Raw genomic sequence first — 17,492 nt, forward strand, 5'->3', positions numbered from 1 at the left:
CAAACGCGCTGTGCGATGACCGCCAGCGCGTTTTTTTGTGCCTGCGATCCATCCAGACCCATCCCGGGCACATCCCGGGCACATCTTTTGCGTTCATTACCGGCACCCTCGTAAAACTATTTCTTGATGCTTGGCGCGCTCTCCCCCATCCTTGAGGGATGCTATTCTTCGCGCAACAGGGGAAGTGACCGGGGATGAAAGCAGCAATCAAATCAATAGCATGTCTTTTGCTAATTTTCGGCTTGGCATGGCTTGCCAATCCACCGGCCCCCGCACAGGCACAAATGGCTGCAATTGCCGCCATCAGCGGGCCGAACGATGCCCAAGCCCCGGATACCACGGCCCCAGATGCTACAACCAATGGCGGACCCGACACCGTTGCTGCCGAAACGTTTAGCTATTATGCCTTCCTTGACGAAGGCATTAACCGCACCCAGGCCCATATCGACGCGACCCTGCGCGGGCTGGAAGCCTTTCCGCATGAAGTTGCCGCCACCCTTGATCTGATATCATCGGATGTCGGCAAGACCGGGTTGATGTGGATTGCCCTGTTTACCGCGATATTTGTTGGTGTGGGCATTGTTGCCGAAGTGATATATCGCCGTTTTTCGGCATCGATATGTGCCTATCTTGAACGTCAATCCCCGCAAAAGTTTTCCGACCGCCTCAAACAGATGGCGGCCCTTTGTGTTTTATCGCTGCTGTCACTTGGTGTGTTTGCCATCGGGTCGGTGGGCACATTCCTGATATTTGATTGGCCACCGATCATGAAGGCCGCGATCATGTCGTTGCTGACAGCATTCTTCCTGCTGCGCATCATCATGATTGTCCTGCAATTCCTGTTCGCGCCCAAGGCCGACGGTCTGCGCATGATCAATGTCGATCCGCAAACCGCAAGCGCCCTGACCGGAAGCCTGGCCTGGGCAGCGGGGATTTCGCTGTTTTCATTTGGCATTGCCGGGGTTTTCAGTGCCGCCCCCACCATGGTTCAGGGCGATATCATCCTGTTTGACCATGCCGTGGTGATTTCGGTGGTTTCGTTTTGTGTTGCCACCTGGTGGCTGGGCCGGTTCTTTGCCCGCCATCAGTCCGGCGACGGGATCGAAAAGATTGCCCTTCCGACCTCGATTGCGCGGCTTTGGCCGGTGATTGTTTCGGCCTGGATCATTCTGATGGGCGGGGCTGCGATCATTGGTGCGGAACGCATTCTCAAGGCGCTGATCGCGATCGGGCTTGCCTGTGTGTTTGATGTGGTATTTCGCAACATCATCGAAGGCCAGCACCGCATCAAGGTCAAAACAGCCCAACAGGAAGCAGACGCCCAAAACGCCATCGCACAGGCCGCAGCCCTTGAAAACGATGCCGAATTCGAACCGGTCGCCCCCAAACTTCCGGTCTTTACCAAGGTTCTCAAACGCGGGGTAAGGTTGCTTGCGCTTGTGTTTGTTCTGGCCAGCATGTGGCGGATCTGGGGACTTGACCGGCTGGCCATGGCCGAGGATGCCGGCATCGTTGCCCGCGTCATTGATGCGTCGACCGAAATCATCATGATCCTGCTGATTGCCGATCTGATCTGGTCATTGATCAAGGCATTCCTTGATGAACGCATGAGCGCGTCAAACGCCGGCCATGGCGGGGATGAAGGCGGCGGATCGGGGCTTTCGCGGGTTGAGACCCTGTTGCCGTTGCTAAAAAACTTTGCCCTGACCGTGATTGTCATCATGGTGGCGATGGTAACCTTGTCATCGCTTGGCGTTGATATCGGGCCGCTGATTGCCGGTGCCGGTGTGGTCGGCCTTGCCCTTGGTTTTGGCAGTCAGGCGCTGGTGCGCGATGTGGTGGCCGGGGTTTTCTTCCTGCTTGATGATGCCTTCCGGCTTGGCGAATATATCGAAGTCGATAACCTGCGCGGGCGCGTTGAAAACATTTCAATCCGGTCCATGCAATTGCGCCATCATCGCGGCCCGCTTCAGACCATCCCGTTTGGCGAAATCAAATCCATCGTCAATCACAGCCGCGACTGGGTGATCGTCAAACTGGAATTCCGGGTGCCGTTTGATACCGACGTCAACAAGATCAAGAAACTGGTCAAAAAACTGGCGGCGGAACTTTTGAATGATCCGCTGATCGGTGACAGCTTCATTGAACCGCTGAAATCCCAGGGCGTGCGCCGGATGGAAGAATTCAACATGGTGATCGGACTGAAATACACCGCCAAACCCGGCGAACAATTCACCATCCGCAAGACCGTCTATCAAAGCGTGCTTGCGATGTTCAAGGAAAACGGCATCCAGATGGCATCGCGTAACGTCAAGGTCGACGTCCCCGCCGATGCCACCCCCGAACAGAAACACGAAGCCGTTGCCGCGGCCGCCCAACAGGCGTCCGAGCAGCTCAACAAGCCATAGGCCACAAGAAAAGCCACAAACAATAGACCGGCCGGCCCCGAAAAGCGGCCCCAAATACCAAAACCCCCGATGCATGATCCGCATCGGGCGTTTTATGGTCGGTCAGCGGCAATTTTACCAACGATCCGGACAAACAAAAACGCCCGCTGTTTCCAGCGGGCGTCTTCGTATCGTTTCGTCGCGAAATCCGTAAGGATTAACGCGAGTAGAATTCGATGACCAGGTTCGGCTGCATCTGAACCGGGTACGGAATTTCTGCGAATTTCGGAACGCGAACGAAGGTGCCTTTGAAGGCTTTCGCATCAACGTCGAGATATTCCGGAATGTCACGCTCTGCAAGGTTGGCAGCTTCGAGAACCATCGGGATTTCACGCGAAGCGGATTTCACTTCGACAACGTCACCTTCTTTAACAAGGTAGGACGGAATGGTTACTTTCTTGCCGTTGACAAGAATGTGGCCGTGGTTAACGAACTGACGTGCGGCGAACACGGTCGGAACGAATTTCATGCGGTAGATAACTGCGTCAAGACGCTGTTCGAGAATACCAACCAGATGCTCGGAGGTATCGCCCGGACGACGCGATGCTTCTTTGAAGTAACGCAGGAACTGTTTTTCGGAGATCGAACCGTAGTAGCCTTTGAGCTGCTGTTTAGCAAACAGCTGGGTACCATAGTCGGTCGGCTTCTTACGACGGGTTGCGCCATGCATGCCCGGTGCGTATTCGCGCTTATTCAGCGGCGATTTTGCACGACCCCAAAGGTTCACGCCAAGGCGGCGGTCAATCTTATGCTTTGCAGCAATACGTTTCGACATTTTGTAACTCTCTTTTTTTAAAGATCACTTATTGTCCCGATAGTTTCCAACCGCCCGAACAACAGGCATGCGGAACGGGGACGAAAACACCTGTTTCGACCCACTTTCTCGGAAGTGAGGCGCAATATAGAGATGATTGATCAAGAGTCAAACATTAATCGCCGCACCGGACCTGCATGGAAGCCCTGCATTTCTGCGATCTTGGGCGATCTGGCAGATCGGGTCGATCACACTGTCCGCTCCAACCGGGCCATATCGCGGTTAACCGTCTGGAAGATATCGGCTTTGGCTTGATCAATCCTTGGATTTGTATTTGCCACCGCGCATGGCAACAATCATCCCGCGCAGGGTTTGCACTTCCTGATGGGTCAGGTTGGCACGGTTGAAAATGTTGCGGATATTGCGCTGCATGTTCGGACGCTTTTCCTCGACCCGGAAGAATCCCGATGCATCAAGCTCGGCCTCCAGATGCACAAACAGGCGCTCCATATCATCCTTGGTCGCCGGGAAGGTGTCATTCATCATCATCTGATAATCGGGCACATCGACACCCGCCTGCCACCATTCATAGCCGATCAGCAACACCGCCTGCGCCAGATTAAGCGACGTGAAACCGGGATTAAGCGGCACGGTCACCACCGCATCGCCCATGGCGATATGTTCGTTACGAACGCCGGTCCGTTCCGGGCCGAACATCACACCGACCTTTTCACCGCGCGAAATCACATTGCGCATTTCCGGTGCCAGCCCCTTGGGGGTAAAGACCGGTTTGATCGCATCGCGCGTGCGCGCGGTTGTCACATAGACACGGTTCAGATCGGCAAGCGCATCTTCTTCGCGCTCGAACACCCTGGTGTTATCAATCACGATATCGGCACCCGATGCATTGGCTGTTGCCCGTTCATTGGGCCAGCCATCACGCGGACGGACCAGACGCAGATCAACCAGACCACAATTCAGCATCGCACGCGCTGCCTTGCCGATATTATCGCCAAGCTGCGGTTCAATCAGAATGATTACGGGCGGGTTGGCAATGCCACCGGTTTCGGGTTTGGCACTCCCTACGGCGTCGCTCATCGGGTCAGATCTCCGGTCGTGATATGCGGGTTGGTGACGGATATTCCCGTCCATATTGGCGCTTACTTAGCAAAAGCCAACCGCTTGCGCCAGTCTCCTTAAGCCGGTCTTATAAAGCCAGTCGCCCTGCACCCGTCGCCTGACGCCAGTCCGCAAGCATCACGCCCCTTGCGACGCGGAGGCTGAACTTCCCAGCCCGGCCAAATCAAAACGGCCGGGGCATTTACCCCGGCCGTCATATGCATCATGCCATCCCAAACCGCTCAGCCATGCTGGCTGCGGACACCGGATTTGAACAGCTTATAGGTAATGGAATCCCGAAGCGCGTTATAGGACGCCTCGATAATGTTGGTCGAAACGCCGACTGTCGCCCAGTTATTGCCATCGGCATCGCGGCTTTCAATCATGACACGGGTCACCGCACGCGTACCGTCGCCACGCGTTATGATGCGGACCTTATAGTCGATCAGTTCGATCTGCTCGACCGCTTCGCGATATTCCGGCACCGTCACCAGAACCTTGCGAAGCGCGGCATCAAGGGCGTTGACCGGGCCGTTCCCTTCGGCGACCGACATATATTGTTCGTCACCGACCACGACCTTGACGGTGGCCTCACTCATGGTAATGACCTGCTCGTCCTGCTCATCGACCCAGCGCCGTTCGTCAATCACGCGGAATGATGTCACGCGGAAATAGCGATCAAGTTCGCCCATGGCCTTGCGCGCCAGCAATTCAAAGCTGGCCTCGGCCCCGTCATAGGCATAGCCGTCAAATTCACGCTGTTTGACCGTTTCAACCAGTTTGCCGACTGCTTCGGATTTCGGATCGACTTCAACACCGATCTCGCGGAAACGGGCCAGAATGTTTGAACGGCCCGCCTGATCCGATACCAGGATATGACGCTGGTTGCCGACCAGTTCCGGTTCGACATGTTCATAGCAGGCCGGGTTCTTTTCCACCGCCGAGACATGCAAACCGCCCTTATGGGCAAAGGCACTGTCACCGACATAGGCCGCCTGACACAGCGGTTCACGGTTCAGGCGTTCGTCCAGAATATGGGAAATCCGGCGAAGATGGGTCAGTTGTTCGCGCGAAACACCAACATCATACCCCATCTTGAGCATCAGGGTCGGGATGATCGAAATCAGGTTGGCATTGCCGCACCGTTCGCCAAGGCCATTAAGCGTCCCTTGCACCTGTCGCGCACCGGCGCGGACCGCGGCCAAGGAGTTCGCAACCGCATTCTCGGTATCGTTATGGCAATGAATGCCGACATTGCCGCCCGGAATGACCGTGCAGACATCGGTGACAATGTCAAAAATCTCGTCGGGCAAGGTGCCGCCATTGGTGTCACACAGCACCACCCAGCGCGCACCGGCATCATAGGCCGATTTGATCGCCGAAATCGCGTAATCACGGTTGGCCTTATAGCCGTCAAAGAAATGCTCGGCATCGAACATGACTTCGGAAACCTTTGATTTCAGATGGGCAATGGAATCCGAAATCATCGCCAGATTTTCTTCAAGCTCGATCCCGAGTGCCTCGGTCACCTGAAAATCCCAGCTTTTGCCGACCATGCACACAATCGGTGCATTCTGCGCCAGGCTGGCAAGCCCCGGATCATTGGATGCCGAACGACCGGCACGACGGGTCATGCCAAAGGCGGTCAGTTTGGAATTTTTAAGCTTGGGCGGATTGGCAAAAAATGCGTCATCGGTCGGGTTTGCCCCGGGCCAGCCGCCTTCGATATAGTCAATCGACAATTCGTCCAGTGCCTTGGCAATCGCGGTTTTGTCCGCGGCCGAAAAATCCACGCCCTGGGTCTGCTGCCCATCGCGCAAGGTACTGTCATAAAGATAGACGCGCTTGTCTGACATATTCATTCCAACTGATCGATCATCTCTCTTCGGGATCCGGGCTTTACGTTACGGCAGCCCTGATCCGCAAACGGGTCTGGCAAATTGCCGCAAAACACCCCACAGCGCAACAGCATTACGCAAAATGGGGTTTTCGGGCAATTTCACACCCTATCCCCTCCCTAACCCATCTTTAGGATAGCGGACCTGTCCCCTTGAATGATTGTAACCCCCACCTATCAATGCTTAACTCTACTATACATTGCAAAGTGGCCGGGGACTGCTCCATAAATTGAAGTCGCCCGGTTGCGGTCTAGGGACATCGACGATGGCACATGAAGCCACCACCAGCGTTGATTTAATGATGCTTGCCGGACTTACCTGGGAACGTACGGGTAAGAATTGCTGGACAGCTTCTGACAGGTTCGCCCATTACACCATTTTCCGCGATATCGACGAACGTTGGTACGGGGAATGGGAACGCGATGGCGAACGCATCCGCGCGAACTGGTCCTGCCCGATCCTTGAAACCTTTGCCGAATATATGGTCGATCACGCCCGGCGCAGCCCGACGGACGATCTGGACTGACTTTTTTCCTACTTCACCCTGTTTATCCTGCGTCTGTCAGGCGGATTTTTTGGGCGCCAATCCGGTGATGTTTGCGCCCGCGTGATCCGGGGCATTTGGCATGCTGTGCCGGCCCGTTTTCTGGCAATCGATTGCGATCAGTTCTTGCGTTTGAAGGCGGTTGCATTATGTGATGGGCAGGATCACACGAATAAACGCAAGGCTTACCAATGACGAACGCCATTCCCATGCAGATCGACATCGTTTCTGACGTTGTCTGCCCCTGGTGCATTATCGGGTATAAAAACCTTGAAGATGCCATCAGCCGTCTTGATGGCGAGATCGACGTCAAACTGCGCTGGCATCCGTTCGAACTGAACCGCGACATGCCGCCAGAAGGCCAGGACCTCGCCGAGCATATCAAGGAAAAATACGGCCTGACCGCCGATCAGAGTGCGGATAACCGTGCCCGCATCACCATGATGGGTGAAAATGTCGGCTTCCCGATCCATTTCAGCTCGGACAGCCGCATCTATAACACCTTTGACGCCCACCGCCTGCTCTATTGGGCGGGCAAGGAAGGCGAGTACGGACAACAGACCGCTCTTAAACTCAACCTGTTTGCCGCCTATTTCCAGGGTGGCGACAATATGGCTGATCACGGTGTTCTCAAACGCGCGGTCGAGGAAGTCGGGCTTTCGCCGGACCGTGCCGCAGAAATCCTTGCCAGCGACGAATTCGCCAAGGAAGTCCGCGCCGAAGAAGACGAGTTTGGCGAAGCAGGCATCAGCTCGGTCCCGACCTATGTCGTCAATGGCAAATTCGCCATTTCCGGTGGTCACCCGCCCGAAGTCTTTGAACAGGCACTTTCCGAAATCGCCCGTCAGGGGGATGAAATCCTCGCAGAAGCCGAAAGCGAAGCCTGACGGACCTTTTTCTGTATAAGTGATCGACGAACCAAAGCCCCGCCCATCTGCGTCGGGGCTTTTCGTTTCGATCGACAGTATAACAGTCTTGGCTTAAGGTTCTTTTGCCACCAGCAAAGGAACCTGCCCCATGCCGTCACTTGCCGAGATCGGGCTGTATTTGCCCGGAATATTGCTATCCTATGCCGCCCTTCTGGTCGGATTGATCAGCCCCGGCCCTGCTCTTTTGGGCCTGATGGGGGTATCGCTTGAACAGGGACGCTTCGCCGGACAGCGTTTTGCGCTGGGAATTGGAACCGGGTCGTTTTCCATCGGACTTTTGACCCTGACCGGGTTGTCGGCGGTTCTTGCCGCCTATGCCGATGCCATGACCGCCATTCGCATTTTTGGCGGCCTGTATTTGCTGTGGATGTCCTATCGGGCGTTTCGCACCGCCTTTCGCAAGGCCGCACCCGCCGATCCACAAGGGACAGCCAACGCGACCGATGGCACGTCACCACGCCAGATTTCCGGACGCGGATATTATTTCCGCGGGCTTGCGCTTCATCTGACCAACCCCAAAGCCATCCTGACCTGGATTGCGATCATTTCGATCGGCTTTCACCAGGGCGCACCCTTATGGGTTGGCGCAGCCATCGTGATCGGATGCGGCATGATTTCGACCAGCATCCATTTGCTTTATGCCACCGCCTTTTCGACGGCCCCGGCCATATCGATCTATCGCCGGGCAGCCAACTGGATCAACGGGGTGCTTGGCGTATTTTTCGCCGTGGTTGGATTGCGGCTGCTGGTCAATCGCTGATTGGCGGGGGATCGGCCAGTTCGGCCTTGGTCAGCCGCCGGGTCGTCACTCCGTTTTTAAGATCAAGCCAACCCGAAAAGATCGTCAGCCAAACAGCAATCAGCATGACATAGGCAATCTGCTGATCCATCACCCAAAGTGTTGCCGCGGCAAAGGCACACCAGATCAGCGGCACCGGCAGAAGTAACCAGCGCCACGTGCCGCGCGCCATCAGAACAAACCCCAATGTGCCCAGTGCGGTCGGATCGGCTGCACTGCCAAACAGTTCTGCCTGTATCAGATCACGCCCTTCAAGCAGCCCGACAAACGGATAGATCACGATTGCCACGACCATGATCGCAGCCCCGACATAAGATGTCAGATCCCCGCGCCAGCCAAACCGCAACGGCAAGGGACGGGCGGCAAAAACCAAAAGCAACAGGACCTCGATCACAAAGCCCGGCAGGATATAGGCCACCGCCCAGTTGATCGGCTGATAATATTGCCAGACAAAGCCATAGCTGGCCCAAGCCCAGATCAGCGACAGCAAAACAAGGATCACCCGGTTGCCGCGATGGCCATGGCGCATCGCCATGCCAGCCGCGACCAGACCGGCAACAAGGGCCGCAAGTACCGCCATCCACCACACGCTGTTCATGGTTTCAAACAGCCGGTAATAAACACGCGGCGAAAACAGCAGAAAATCCGCCAGTCCGTAATCCCACCATTCGGTCATGCCAGCTTTCCCATATCCTGTTTCCTAGATCAGAACGCCGACAACCGCTGCGATCTGTTCGCGCATCTTGTCATCGGGCAGACGTCCGGTTGCTGCGCGCATGTTTTCCGCCGCATGGGCCGGGTTGGTCGTGGCCGGGATCGGACAGGTCACGGACGGATGGGCAATCAGATATTTCAAAATCAGCTGTGCCCAGCTTTCCACTTCAAGCTCGGCGGCGAATTCCGGCAAAGGTTCACGTTCCAGCTGATCAAGAAGACTGCCACCGCGAAACGGGCGATTGACGATGACGGCAATGCCCCGGTCATAGGCCAGCGGCAGCAAATATTCCTCGACCTTGCGGTCGACCGGGTTGTACGTCACCTGAACGAAATCAAGCCGTTCATTTTTCATCACCGCAATCAGGTCTTCGGTCCGCCGCCCGTGGGATGTCGTCACCCCGACATAGCGCAACTGCCCTTCATTCTTCAGACGGAAAAGAAGCGGCAGATTGTCATTGATCCCCAAAAGATTATGGACCTGCAAAAGGTCAAATTTTCGGGTGTTCCAGCGTTTGCGTGTTTCGGAAATCTGATCAAGCCCGTCCCCGGACGTCCAGACCTTGTCGGTTGAGAACACCCGGTCATGGGCACCCAGTTTATCAAGACAATAACCGATAACCTCCTGGGCCGATCCATACATAGGCGAACTGTCGATCATCCGCCCGCCGGCATTGAAAAATGCCGATACCACATCCGCGCACTGATCACGCAGGGCCATGTCATTGCCAACATTGAACGTGATCCAGCTGCCAAGTCCGACCGCCGGAATTGCTTCGCCGGAGGACGGCACCTGTTTGCGGATAATGTCGGGAACATCCTTGCGCAGGGCGCCTTGCGCCACACCGGGCATCAAGGCCCCCAAAGAGGCCGACAGGCCAAGCGCACCGGCCCCTTGCATAAATCTGCGACGGTCAATTTCAGACATGAAAGACGTTGCCTTCCTGTTGGGTCCAATCCGTTCCGTACGATGATCCAACATGAATTGGGCAGAAATCTGCCCATGCGCAACCTTTGGTATTTATTGCCCGACTGTTGCCCGCCCAAACAAAAAGGCCGCAAGCACATTGCTTGCGGCCTTTGGTGATTTAAAGCTCGGATATGCCTTATACGCGCTTCCAGCTTGTACCTTCCTTGAAGTCTTCAAGGATGATACCGCGCGCCAGAAGATCATCACGGATCTTGTCAGCAGTTGCGAAATCCTTGTTCTTCTTGGCGTCTGCACGCTGGGCAATCAGGCCTTCGATCTCGGCGGCCTCGGCGGCATCAGCAGAACCGGTAAACCAGGCTTCCGGATCGCCTTCCAGAATACCAAGCAACTTGGCCGCGGCCAGGATTTCGCCCTTGGCCTCGGCGCGTTCATACTTGGTTTCCGCCTTGTTGAAACGGGTCACAAGGTTATGGAACTCGGCAATCGCAAGCGGCGTATTAAGATCATCACACAGCGCATCAAGAACCGCACGCGGCACCGGCACATTTTCCGGTGTCACGTCCGCACTTTGACGAAGGGCGGTATAGAAACGATCAAGTGCCTCTTTGGCCTGACGCAGGTTTTCTTCCGTCCAGTTGATCGGCTGATGATAATGGGTGCCCATCATCGCCAGACGGATGGCTTCGCCCGGCCAGTTTTCCAAAAGTTCATGCACGGTGACAAAGTTGCCAAGCGACTTGGACATCTTTTCACCTTCGACCATCAGATGGCCGTTATGCATCCAGTATTTGGCATAGCTCGAACCCTTGTTCGCGCAGCAGCTTTGCGCCAGTTCGTTTTCATGGTGCGGAAACACCAGATCCGAACCGCCGCCATGAATGTCGAAATTCTCGCCCAGATAACGGGTCGACATGGCCGAGCATTCAATATGCCAGCCCGGACGACCACGGCCCCACGGGCTGTCCCAGCCCGGAATGTCATCTTCGGACGGTTTCCACAGAACAAAGTCCGCCGGGTCCTGTTTATAGGGGGCGACTTCAACGCGGGCACCGGCAATCATTTCCTTGCGATCGCGACGTGACAATTTGCCATAGTCGTCAAACTTGCTGACAGAAAACAGAACGTGGCCTTCGGCGGCATAGGCAAAGCCCTGCTCGATCAGGCTTTCGCACATGGCGATCATTTCGGCGATATGTTCGGTCGCACGCGGTTCGATATCGGGCTTGGCGGCATTAAGCGCGCCCATATCATCAAGATAAGCCTGATGCGTGCGTTTGGTGATTTCGGAAATCGGCTCGCCGCTTTCCTTGGCACGGGCATTGATCTTGTCGTCAACGTCGGTGACGTTCCGGACATAGGTTACCTTGGGATAGATATGGCGCAGAACGCGCACCAGCGTATCAAACACCACCACCGGGCGCGCATTGCCGACATGGGCATAGTCGTAAACGGTCGGGCCGCAGACATAAAGGCGCACGTGATCGGGATCGATTGGCTCGAACACCTGCTTTTCGCGGGTCAGCGTGTCATAGATACGAAGGGTCTTGGTCATGTCAAAATTGTCCGTTTGGCTGTATTGGCGATTGAATGCGGGCATTTCCGGCGATCAAAGCAGATGCTCAGACCGCCTTCCCACACAACCGCGCACGCGCCTTTTCAGAACCGATCAGAACCAGCATCGCCGACATTTCCGGGCCATGTTCGCGTGCTGTCAGCGCCTTGCGAAGCGGCATGAAAAGCTGTTTGCCCTTGCGGCCCGTCGCCTCCTTGAGCGCACCGGTCCAGGTTTTCCAGCTGGTTGCGTCAAGCTCACCTTCGGGCAGCATATCGGCCGCCTGTTTGACGAACTCGGTATCCTCGGCATCGATTTCCGGGATCACGGTCTGATGAATAACGTCCCACCATTCCAGGGCCTCGGCCACGCGCCAGCAATTGCCGCGCACCGCATTCCAGAACATCTCATTGGCATCATTCATGCCCGCAGCAACCAGTTTCGGCTGCGCGGTTTCAAACGACATGTCATGAATGACTTTTTCGTTCAGGCTGGCCAGTTCGGCCGGATCGAATTTCGGCGTCGAACGGCCGTAATGATCCAGATCGAATTTATCAAGAACCTGGGTCAGGCTGGCCGGTTCGATTTTATCGGACGCCCCAAGGCCGGTCAGAAGACCGACAAGGGCTTCGACCTCGAACCCGTCATTGCGCAATTCACGCAGCGACAGACTGCCCAGACGTTTGGAAAGCTGCGAACCACCCGGTCCCGCCAAAAGCGGCATATGGGCAAATTCAAGCGCACCCGGCTTACCGCCAAGGGCAAGATACAGCAAGATCTGCGACACGGTGTTGGTCACATGATCTTCGCCGCGAATGATGTGGGTAACCCCCATTTCAAGGTCATCCACCACCGAGCCCAGCATATAAAGCAGCGATCCGTCTTCGCGGATCAAGACCGGATCCGACACATGTTCGGTGTCAAACGAGCAAAGCCCGCGCGTCAGATCATCCCATTCGACCATGCCGTCGGTCAGAAGGAAACGCCAATGCGGCTTGCGGCCTTCGGCTTCGAGTGCCTTGATCTCGTCAGGCGACAGGGTCAGCGCCTTGCGGTCATAGATGAAAGGCTGGTGACGCTGGCGGGCGGCCTTGCGTTTCCAGTTCAGTTCACCTTCGGTTTCATAGCACGGATAAAGCAATTCACGCTTTTTCAGGTCGGCAATTGCCGCATCATATTTGTCCTGACGAAGCGACTGGCGTTCTTCGCGGTCCCAGTCAATACCAAGCCATTCCAGATCTTCACGGATGGCATCAACATATTCATCCTTGGAACGCTCCGGATCGGTATCGTCAAAGCGCAGAATGAATTGGCCACCCGATTTACGGGCATAAAGCCAGTTCATCATGGCAACGCGGGCATTACCAACATGGAGAAGCCCGGTCGGGCTGGGGGCAAATCGAAGGACAGGTTTTGTCATATCTAACTTTTCAGTTCACTTGAATCACGTAACAAGGTTCGTGAAGCCATTGGTGATCGGATAGCGACGGTCACGGCCAAAGGCGCGCGGGGTGATCTTGACCCCCGGCGGTGCCTGACGGCGCTTATATTCCGCCCGATCCAGCAACCGCCAGACCCGGCGTACTGTGGCCTCGTCGTGACCACTATCCACGATATCGCGTACTGACCGCTCGCCTTCAATCATCTGATGAAGAATATCATCAAGAACATCATAAGGCGGCAGACTATCTTCGTCTTTCTGATCCGGGCGCAATTCGGCGGATGGCGGTTTGGTAATGATCCGTTCGGGGATCACCATGCCATCCGGGCCAAGTGCCCCGGCCGGTTTATGTTCGTTGCGCCAGTGGCACAGGGCAAACACCGTGGTTTTATAAAGGTCTTTCAGAACCGAATAGCCACCACACATGTCGCCATAAAGCGTGGCATAGCCAACCGACATTTCCGACTTGTTGCCGGTGGTCAGCACCATGTGGCCAAACTTGTTTGAAATCCCCATCAGGATGATTCCGCGCGAACGGGCCTGAATGTTTTCTTCGGTGATGTCGGCGTCACGCCCGTCAAAGGCCGGGGCCAGCATCTGTTCGAACGCGGCCATGGCCGGACCGATATTGATGCTTTCAATCCCGGTTTTCAGCATCCCCGCACAAATTTCCGCGTCTTCCAGGCTTTCGCGCGACGTGTAGGGCGACGGCATCATCACCAGCCGTACCCGATCCGACCCCAGCGCATCAACTGCAACCGCGGCCGAAAGCGCACTGTCAATGCCGCCCGACATACCGATCACGACACCGGGGAACCGGTTTTTATTCACATAATCGCGCAAGCCCAGAACAAGGGTCTGATAGATCGCATCAAGGCCAACCGGGTAATCGGCCTTGGGCGCATCATCGCCACAACGCCATTTGCCGTTATCATCCCTGGACCATGTGGTCACGACAACGTCCTCGGCAAAGGCCGGCAGGGCAACCGCAAGCGACCCGTCGCCATTAAGCCCGAACGATCCGCCATCAAAGACCAGCTCGTCCTGACCGCCAACTTCGTTGCAATAGATCATCGGTGCGCCGGTTTCCGAAACGCGGTCCTCGATCAGTTTGCGGCGCAAATCGCCCTTGTCTGCCTCGAACGGTGATCCGTTGGGCACCAGGAAAATCTCGGCCCCGGCTTTGGCAAGATGACCGACCACATTGGGGGTCCAGACATCTTCGCAAATCGGAACGCCAAGCTTCACACCCCTGAACGAAACCGGTTCGGGCATCGGACCGGCTGCGAAAACGCGTTTCTCGTCAAACACGCCATAATTCGGCAGATCCTGCTTGGCGCGGACATCAACGATCTTGCCCTGATCAATCAGGAGAACCGCGTTATGACGAATGCCGTCAATTTCCCATGGCGTGGTCAACAGCAATGCCGGACCATTTTCGCGTTTGGCTGTCTGTTCGCAAATGCTGGCGACGGCTTCATGCAGGTGACGCATGAAAGCAGGCTTCATCACCAGGTCTTCCGGCGGATAACCCGACAGCACCAATTCGGAATACAAAACAATATCAGCGCCCCGATCGGCCGCAGATTTCCAGGCAACCACAACCTTGTCCCGGTTACCGGCAACATCGCCGACAATCGGGTTAAGCTGGGCAATCGCAATGGCAAGCATATTTGTCATGATGTTGGAATAGGAGCCGCCTTACGCGGTGTCAATTGCGGAATACGCAATATCCCATGTTTCAAACAAGATTGCCATTCCTGCATGGCAGAATTGCAGTACCTCAAATCCCGCTAATTGACTGGGATCGCAGTCTGTTTCTGCATCTGTCATGATTTTTTCATGTTGATAATGACTTGCAATTCCGCAAGCAGCCCGGTCTATTTCACCCGACCGTGAACACACGGCAAAAAACATAACAATTGATACGAGCAAACAAAATGGCCAACAGCCCCACCTCTGCCGCCGAAATGGCGGTGGTAACCATTTCCCATATCCCGGGTCGGGAGATCAGCGAAAATCTTGGTATCGTTTTTGGCAGTTCGGTACGCAGCCGCAGCTTCCTGTTTGATATTTTCGCGACTTTCAAAAACCTTTTCGGCGGCGAAGTCCGATCCTATACCCGACTTCTTGAAGACGCCCAGCACGAAGCCACCAGCCGTCTGGTCGCCCAGGCACAAAAAATGGATGCCGATGCTGTCGTTGACGTCCATTTCGCCACATCCCAGGTTGCCTACAAAGCCGCCGAGATTTTTGCATACGGCACGGCCGTAAGACTGAAATAAGGAACAGGTGCATTTATCATGGAAGACCTGTTTCTTCCGGGAATTGCACTGACCATCCTGATCGGAATCGCCTATTTGACCGGCCGTCTGGCCGACAGGGCACATGAACGCGCGCTTGTGCGCGACGAAGCATTGTTGCCCCATCAATATCTTGATTCCGGGGATGCAGTTCCCGACACAGTTTCAATACAGCAATCCCGCATGGTGACCGGCAAGGTCGTCATTGCCGAAGACCGTTTTCGCAATCTGCTGGCGCGCTTGCGCGTTTTTGTTGGCGGACGTCTTGCCGCCCACGAGGCCGCCGTTATCCGTGCCAAACGCGAAGCCGTCCTGCGCCTGCGCATCAATGCCCAGGGGGCAAGCCACATCATCGGGCTTCGGTTCCAGTCGGCCGAAATCAGTCGCGGCATGATCGAAATGATCGCATCGGGCACCGCCCTTTATACCGATCATCGTCCAACGGGTGGCAAACCGGCCTCCCTGCCCGATGACGGGGTGAATATCAGTCACCGCAATCTGTTGACCGAACTGGCATCGGCCAGCATGGCATTTCTTTTGATCTGCTGGGGGATTTATACCGCAAGCGGCTTTGCCATCGAATGGGCAGCAAGCAGCATCTCGGTAAAGGACGAAGTCGCGATCTGGTCTGAACTTGAACCGGAAATCATTGACGGCCATCGCGTCGGTTCCCAACGCAATGTGTTTGAAAACTATCTGGTTGATCTGATCAATTCTGTCCCCAAAGAGGCCCTTGGACCGGCACGCGATTATGACTTTGATGTCATGATCATTCCTGATTCGTCGCCAAATGCCGCGGCCCTGCCCGGCGGCCTGATCCTGGTCAATAGCGGGATGCTTGATCTGGTCGAAAGCGAGAACGAGCTTCTGTCGATCCTTGGTCATGAAATCGGTCACTATAACGGCCGCGATCATCTTGAAGGACTGGGACGCGAAATTGTCGGTGTCGCCTTGTCCGCCATGATGTTCCAGACCGATGCGATTTTGACAACATGGGTCGCCGGGTGGCCGAAATTGCTGGCTGATCGGGATCATTCGCGCAGTCAGGAACTCGATGCCGATGACTGGAGCATCAAGATCCTGATGGCAAAATACGGTCATGTTGGCGGCGTATCGCGGACCTTTGAAAAACTGGCCGCCATGCAGGGGGATCACAGCGTCATGGACTATCTGTCGACACATCCCCACCCGATGGACCGCGTAAACCGGCTTGATGACATGGCCCGTGAACGGGGACTTCCGATTGGCGAGACGATCGACCTGCAAACCGGGTTTGATAACTTTCTTAAAAAGTTTGACGAAATCCCGGCCCAGTCTTTGGAATTCCAATAAACAACAACTTTCCGACACAGGATATTGAACAATGCGTGGACTTTTCGCCCCGTTCCGCTTTCTGAGCGTCAGCGGCCAGCCCAATACCGAATTCTGGCTGACCCAGTGCATCATTCTGGCATCAACCGTTCTGGGTGTGTATCTGGCAAGCTTTGCCGGCTTTGAGATTGCCGTCGATTTCGACCGCTATCAAAGCACATCGGATGTCTATAACCTTGAACGATCGCTCGAAGCGGAATTTGTCGACAATATCGAAAAAGTCGAAACCTGGATTGCCGAATATCCGGAAGGCCCCATGACCTGGCACGCCCCGCAACTTGCGCCGCGCGAACGCCACAAACTTGATGATATGGTCTGGGAAACCATGCGCTATTCCCCCCGCACTTTCGAGGTCGATCCGCAAATCATTACCGGTGTGCGCCGGTTCTATTCCGACATTGACGCCCAGATGACCATCATGTTCATGCAGCAAAATGCCAATGGCATGGCCCGCAATGCCCTTAAGAATATGGGGGAAATCGTTGCCACGGCACGCAACGGCGTCCTGCCGTTGCTCAGATCGGAAATCGAACGTCTGGACGGGGAACTGGCAGACATGACGGACTGACCGTCATCTGCCATATCCGAACAACACAAAGCCGGGGCAAAACTGTCTCGGCTTTTTCTTTCGATGGATCCGGGAAAGCGGGCTTAACGACGCCTGACGCCCCGCCAAACGGCACGCTAAAG

15 protein-coding genes are annotated in these 17,492 nt (G+C 55.5%); 7 read left to right on the top strand and 8 right to left on the bottom strand.

Translation table 11 applies throughout. The features are described 5' to 3' along the window. Positions 1-284 precede the first annotated feature (284 nt). Positions 285-2,408, top strand: coding sequence for a mechanosensitive ion channel family protein (locus tag AUQ42_RS01545; RefSeq protein WP_231856649.1), 2,124 nt, complete (start codon positions 285-287; stop codon positions 2,406-2,408). A gap of 196 nt (positions 2,409-2,604) precedes the next feature. Here AUQ42_RS01545 and rpsD read toward each other — a convergent pair whose 3' ends face one another. From rpsD to cimA, 3 genes are all read right to left on the bottom strand, one after another. Continuing rightward, the gene (gene rpsD, locus AUQ42_RS01550; RefSeq protein ID WP_068517202.1) at positions 2,605-3,222 is read right to left on the bottom strand and encodes a 30S ribosomal protein S4; all 618 of its coding nucleotides are present in this window, start codon (positions 3,220-3,222) and stop codon (positions 2,605-2,607) included. 294 nt (positions 3,223-3,516) lie between these two features. Next, positions 3,517-4,299, bottom strand: coding sequence for an RNA methyltransferase (locus tag AUQ42_RS01555; RefSeq protein ID WP_068517203.1), 783 nt, complete (start codon positions 4,297-4,299; stop codon positions 3,517-3,519). Between the two features lie 263 nt (positions 4,300-4,562). After that, positions 4,563-6,176 (bottom strand): citramalate synthase, encoded by a 1,614-nt coding sequence (gene cimA, locus AUQ42_RS01560; RefSeq protein WP_068517204.1) that lies wholly within the window; start codon positions 6,174-6,176, stop codon positions 4,563-4,565. Positions 6,177-6,483: 307 nt separating this feature from the next. Here cimA and AUQ42_RS01565 point away from each other — a divergent pair, with 307 nt between their 5' ends. From AUQ42_RS01565 to AUQ42_RS01575, 3 genes are all read left to right on the top strand, one after another. Then, positions 6,484-6,744 carry a hypothetical protein gene (locus AUQ42_RS01565; RefSeq protein WP_068517205.1) on the top strand — a complete coding sequence of 87 codons (261 nt, stop codon included), beginning with the start codon at positions 6,484-6,486 and terminating at the stop codon, positions 6,742-6,744. Between the two features lie 209 nt (positions 6,745-6,953). Further along, complete coding sequence (locus AUQ42_RS01570; RefSeq protein ID WP_068517206.1) at positions 6,954-7,649, top strand: DsbA family oxidoreductase; 696 nt, start codon at positions 6,954-6,956, stop codon at positions 7,647-7,649. Between the two features lie 130 nt (positions 7,650-7,779). Next, positions 7,780-8,451: a LysE family translocator gene (locus AUQ42_RS01575; protein ID WP_068517207.1), complete on the top strand. Its 672-nt coding sequence runs from the start codon at positions 7,780-7,782 to the stop codon at positions 8,449-8,451. On the opposite strand, the gene AUQ42_RS01580 is transcribed toward AUQ42_RS01575, so the two are convergent. The 5 genes from AUQ42_RS01580 to AUQ42_RS01600 form a co-directional block, all read right to left on the bottom strand. Then, entirely contained in the window at positions 8,441-9,166 is a 726-nt protein-coding gene (locus AUQ42_RS01580; protein ID WP_068517208.1) for a DUF6064 family protein, read from the bottom strand. The genes AUQ42_RS01575 and AUQ42_RS01580 overlap by 11 nt on opposite strands. Before the next feature lie 24 nt (positions 9,167-9,190). Continuing rightward, positions 9,191-10,132, bottom strand: coding sequence for an aldo/keto reductase (locus AUQ42_RS01585; RefSeq protein WP_068517209.1), 942 nt, complete (start codon positions 10,130-10,132; stop codon positions 9,191-9,193). 178 nt (positions 10,133-10,310) lie between these two features. After that, positions 10,311-11,687, bottom strand: a complete 1,377-nt coding sequence (gene cysS, locus AUQ42_RS01590; protein ID WP_068517299.1) for a cysteine--tRNA ligase — start codon at positions 11,685-11,687, stop codon at positions 10,311-10,313. 67 nt (positions 11,688-11,754) lie between these two features. After that, positions 11,755-13,107 carry a glutamate--tRNA ligase gene (gene gltX / locus AUQ42_RS01595; protein ID WP_068517210.1) on the bottom strand — a complete coding sequence of 451 codons (1,353 nt, stop codon included), beginning with the start codon at positions 13,105-13,107 and terminating at the stop codon, positions 11,755-11,757. Positions 13,108-13,131: 24 nt separating this feature from the next. Next, entirely contained in the window at positions 13,132-14,808 is a 1,677-nt protein-coding gene (locus AUQ42_RS01600; protein ID WP_068517211.1) for an NAD+ synthase, read from the bottom strand. A gap of 260 nt (positions 14,809-15,068) precedes the next feature. Here AUQ42_RS01600 and AUQ42_RS01605 point away from each other — a divergent pair, with 260 nt between their 5' ends. Genes AUQ42_RS01605 through AUQ42_RS01615 form a run of 3 tightly spaced genes read left to right on the top strand, consistent with a single transcriptional unit; the run spans position 15,069 to position 17,370 of the window. Further along, positions 15,069-15,413 carry a YbjQ family protein gene (locus AUQ42_RS01605; RefSeq protein ID WP_082817668.1) on the top strand — a complete coding sequence of 115 codons (345 nt, stop codon included), beginning with the start codon at positions 15,069-15,071 and terminating at the stop codon, positions 15,411-15,413. 18 nt (positions 15,414-15,431) lie between these two features. Then, positions 15,432-16,763, top strand: coding sequence for a M48 family metallopeptidase (locus AUQ42_RS01610; protein WP_068517212.1), 1,332 nt, complete (start codon positions 15,432-15,434; stop codon positions 16,761-16,763). A 31-nt stretch (positions 16,764-16,794) separates the two neighbouring features. After that, on the top strand, positions 16,795-17,370 hold the full coding sequence (locus AUQ42_RS01615; protein WP_068517213.1) for a hypothetical protein: 576 nt from the start codon (positions 16,795-16,797) through the stop codon (positions 17,368-17,370). Positions 17,371-17,492: the final 122 nt, after the last annotated feature.

The sequence above is a fragment of the Thalassospira sp. MCCC 1A02491 genome, from assembly GCF_001613785.1.
GTDB lineage: Bacteria > Pseudomonadota > Alphaproteobacteria > Rhodospirillales > Thalassospiraceae > Thalassospira > Thalassospira povalilytica.

Bases quoted from the DNA above. Each gene is read 5' to 3' on its own strand.
- AUQ42_RS01545 (WP_231856649.1), top strand. From the start codon at position 285: ATGGCTGCAATTGCCGCCATCAGCGGGCCGAACGATGCCCAAGCCCCG.
- rpsD (WP_068517202.1), bottom strand. From the start codon at position 3,222: ATGTCGAAACGTATTGCTGCAAAGCATAAGATTGACCGCCGCCTTGGC.
- AUQ42_RS01555 (WP_068517203.1), bottom strand. From the start codon at position 4,299: ATGAGCGACGCCGTAGGGAGTGCCAAACCCGAAACCGGTGGCATTGCC.
- cimA (WP_068517204.1), bottom strand. From the start codon at position 6,176: ATGTCAGACAAGCGCGTCTATCTTTATGACAGTACCTTGCGCGATGGG.
- AUQ42_RS01565 (WP_068517205.1), top strand. From the start codon at position 6,484: ATGGCACATGAAGCCACCACCAGCGTTGATTTAATGATGCTTGCCGGA.
- AUQ42_RS01570 (WP_068517206.1), top strand. From the start codon at position 6,954: ATGACGAACGCCATTCCCATGCAGATCGACATCGTTTCTGACGTTGTC.
- AUQ42_RS01575 (WP_068517207.1), top strand. From the start codon at position 7,780: ATGCCGTCACTTGCCGAGATCGGGCTGTATTTGCCCGGAATATTGCTA.
- AUQ42_RS01580 (WP_068517208.1), bottom strand. From the start codon at position 9,166: ATGACCGAATGGTGGGATTACGGACTGGCGGATTTTCTGCTGTTTTCG.
- AUQ42_RS01585 (WP_068517209.1), bottom strand. From the start codon at position 10,132: ATGTCTGAAATTGACCGTCGCAGATTTATGCAAGGGGCCGGTGCGCTT.
- cysS (WP_068517299.1), bottom strand. From the start codon at position 11,687: ATGACCAAGACCCTTCGTATCTATGACACGCTGACCCGCGAAAAGCAG.
- gltX (WP_068517210.1), bottom strand. From the start codon at position 13,107: ATGACAAAACCTGTCCTTCGATTTGCCCCCAGCCCGACCGGGCTTCTC.
- AUQ42_RS01600 (WP_068517211.1), bottom strand. From the start codon at position 14,808: ATGACAAATATGCTTGCCATTGCGATTGCCCAGCTTAACCCGATTGTC.
- AUQ42_RS01605 (WP_082817668.1), top strand. From the start codon at position 15,069: ATGGCCAACAGCCCCACCTCTGCCGCCGAAATGGCGGTGGTAACCATT.
- AUQ42_RS01610 (WP_068517212.1), top strand. From the start codon at position 15,432: ATGGAAGACCTGTTTCTTCCGGGAATTGCACTGACCATCCTGATCGGA.
- AUQ42_RS01615 (WP_068517213.1), top strand. From the start codon at position 16,795: ATGCGTGGACTTTTCGCCCCGTTCCGCTTTCTGAGCGTCAGCGGCCAG.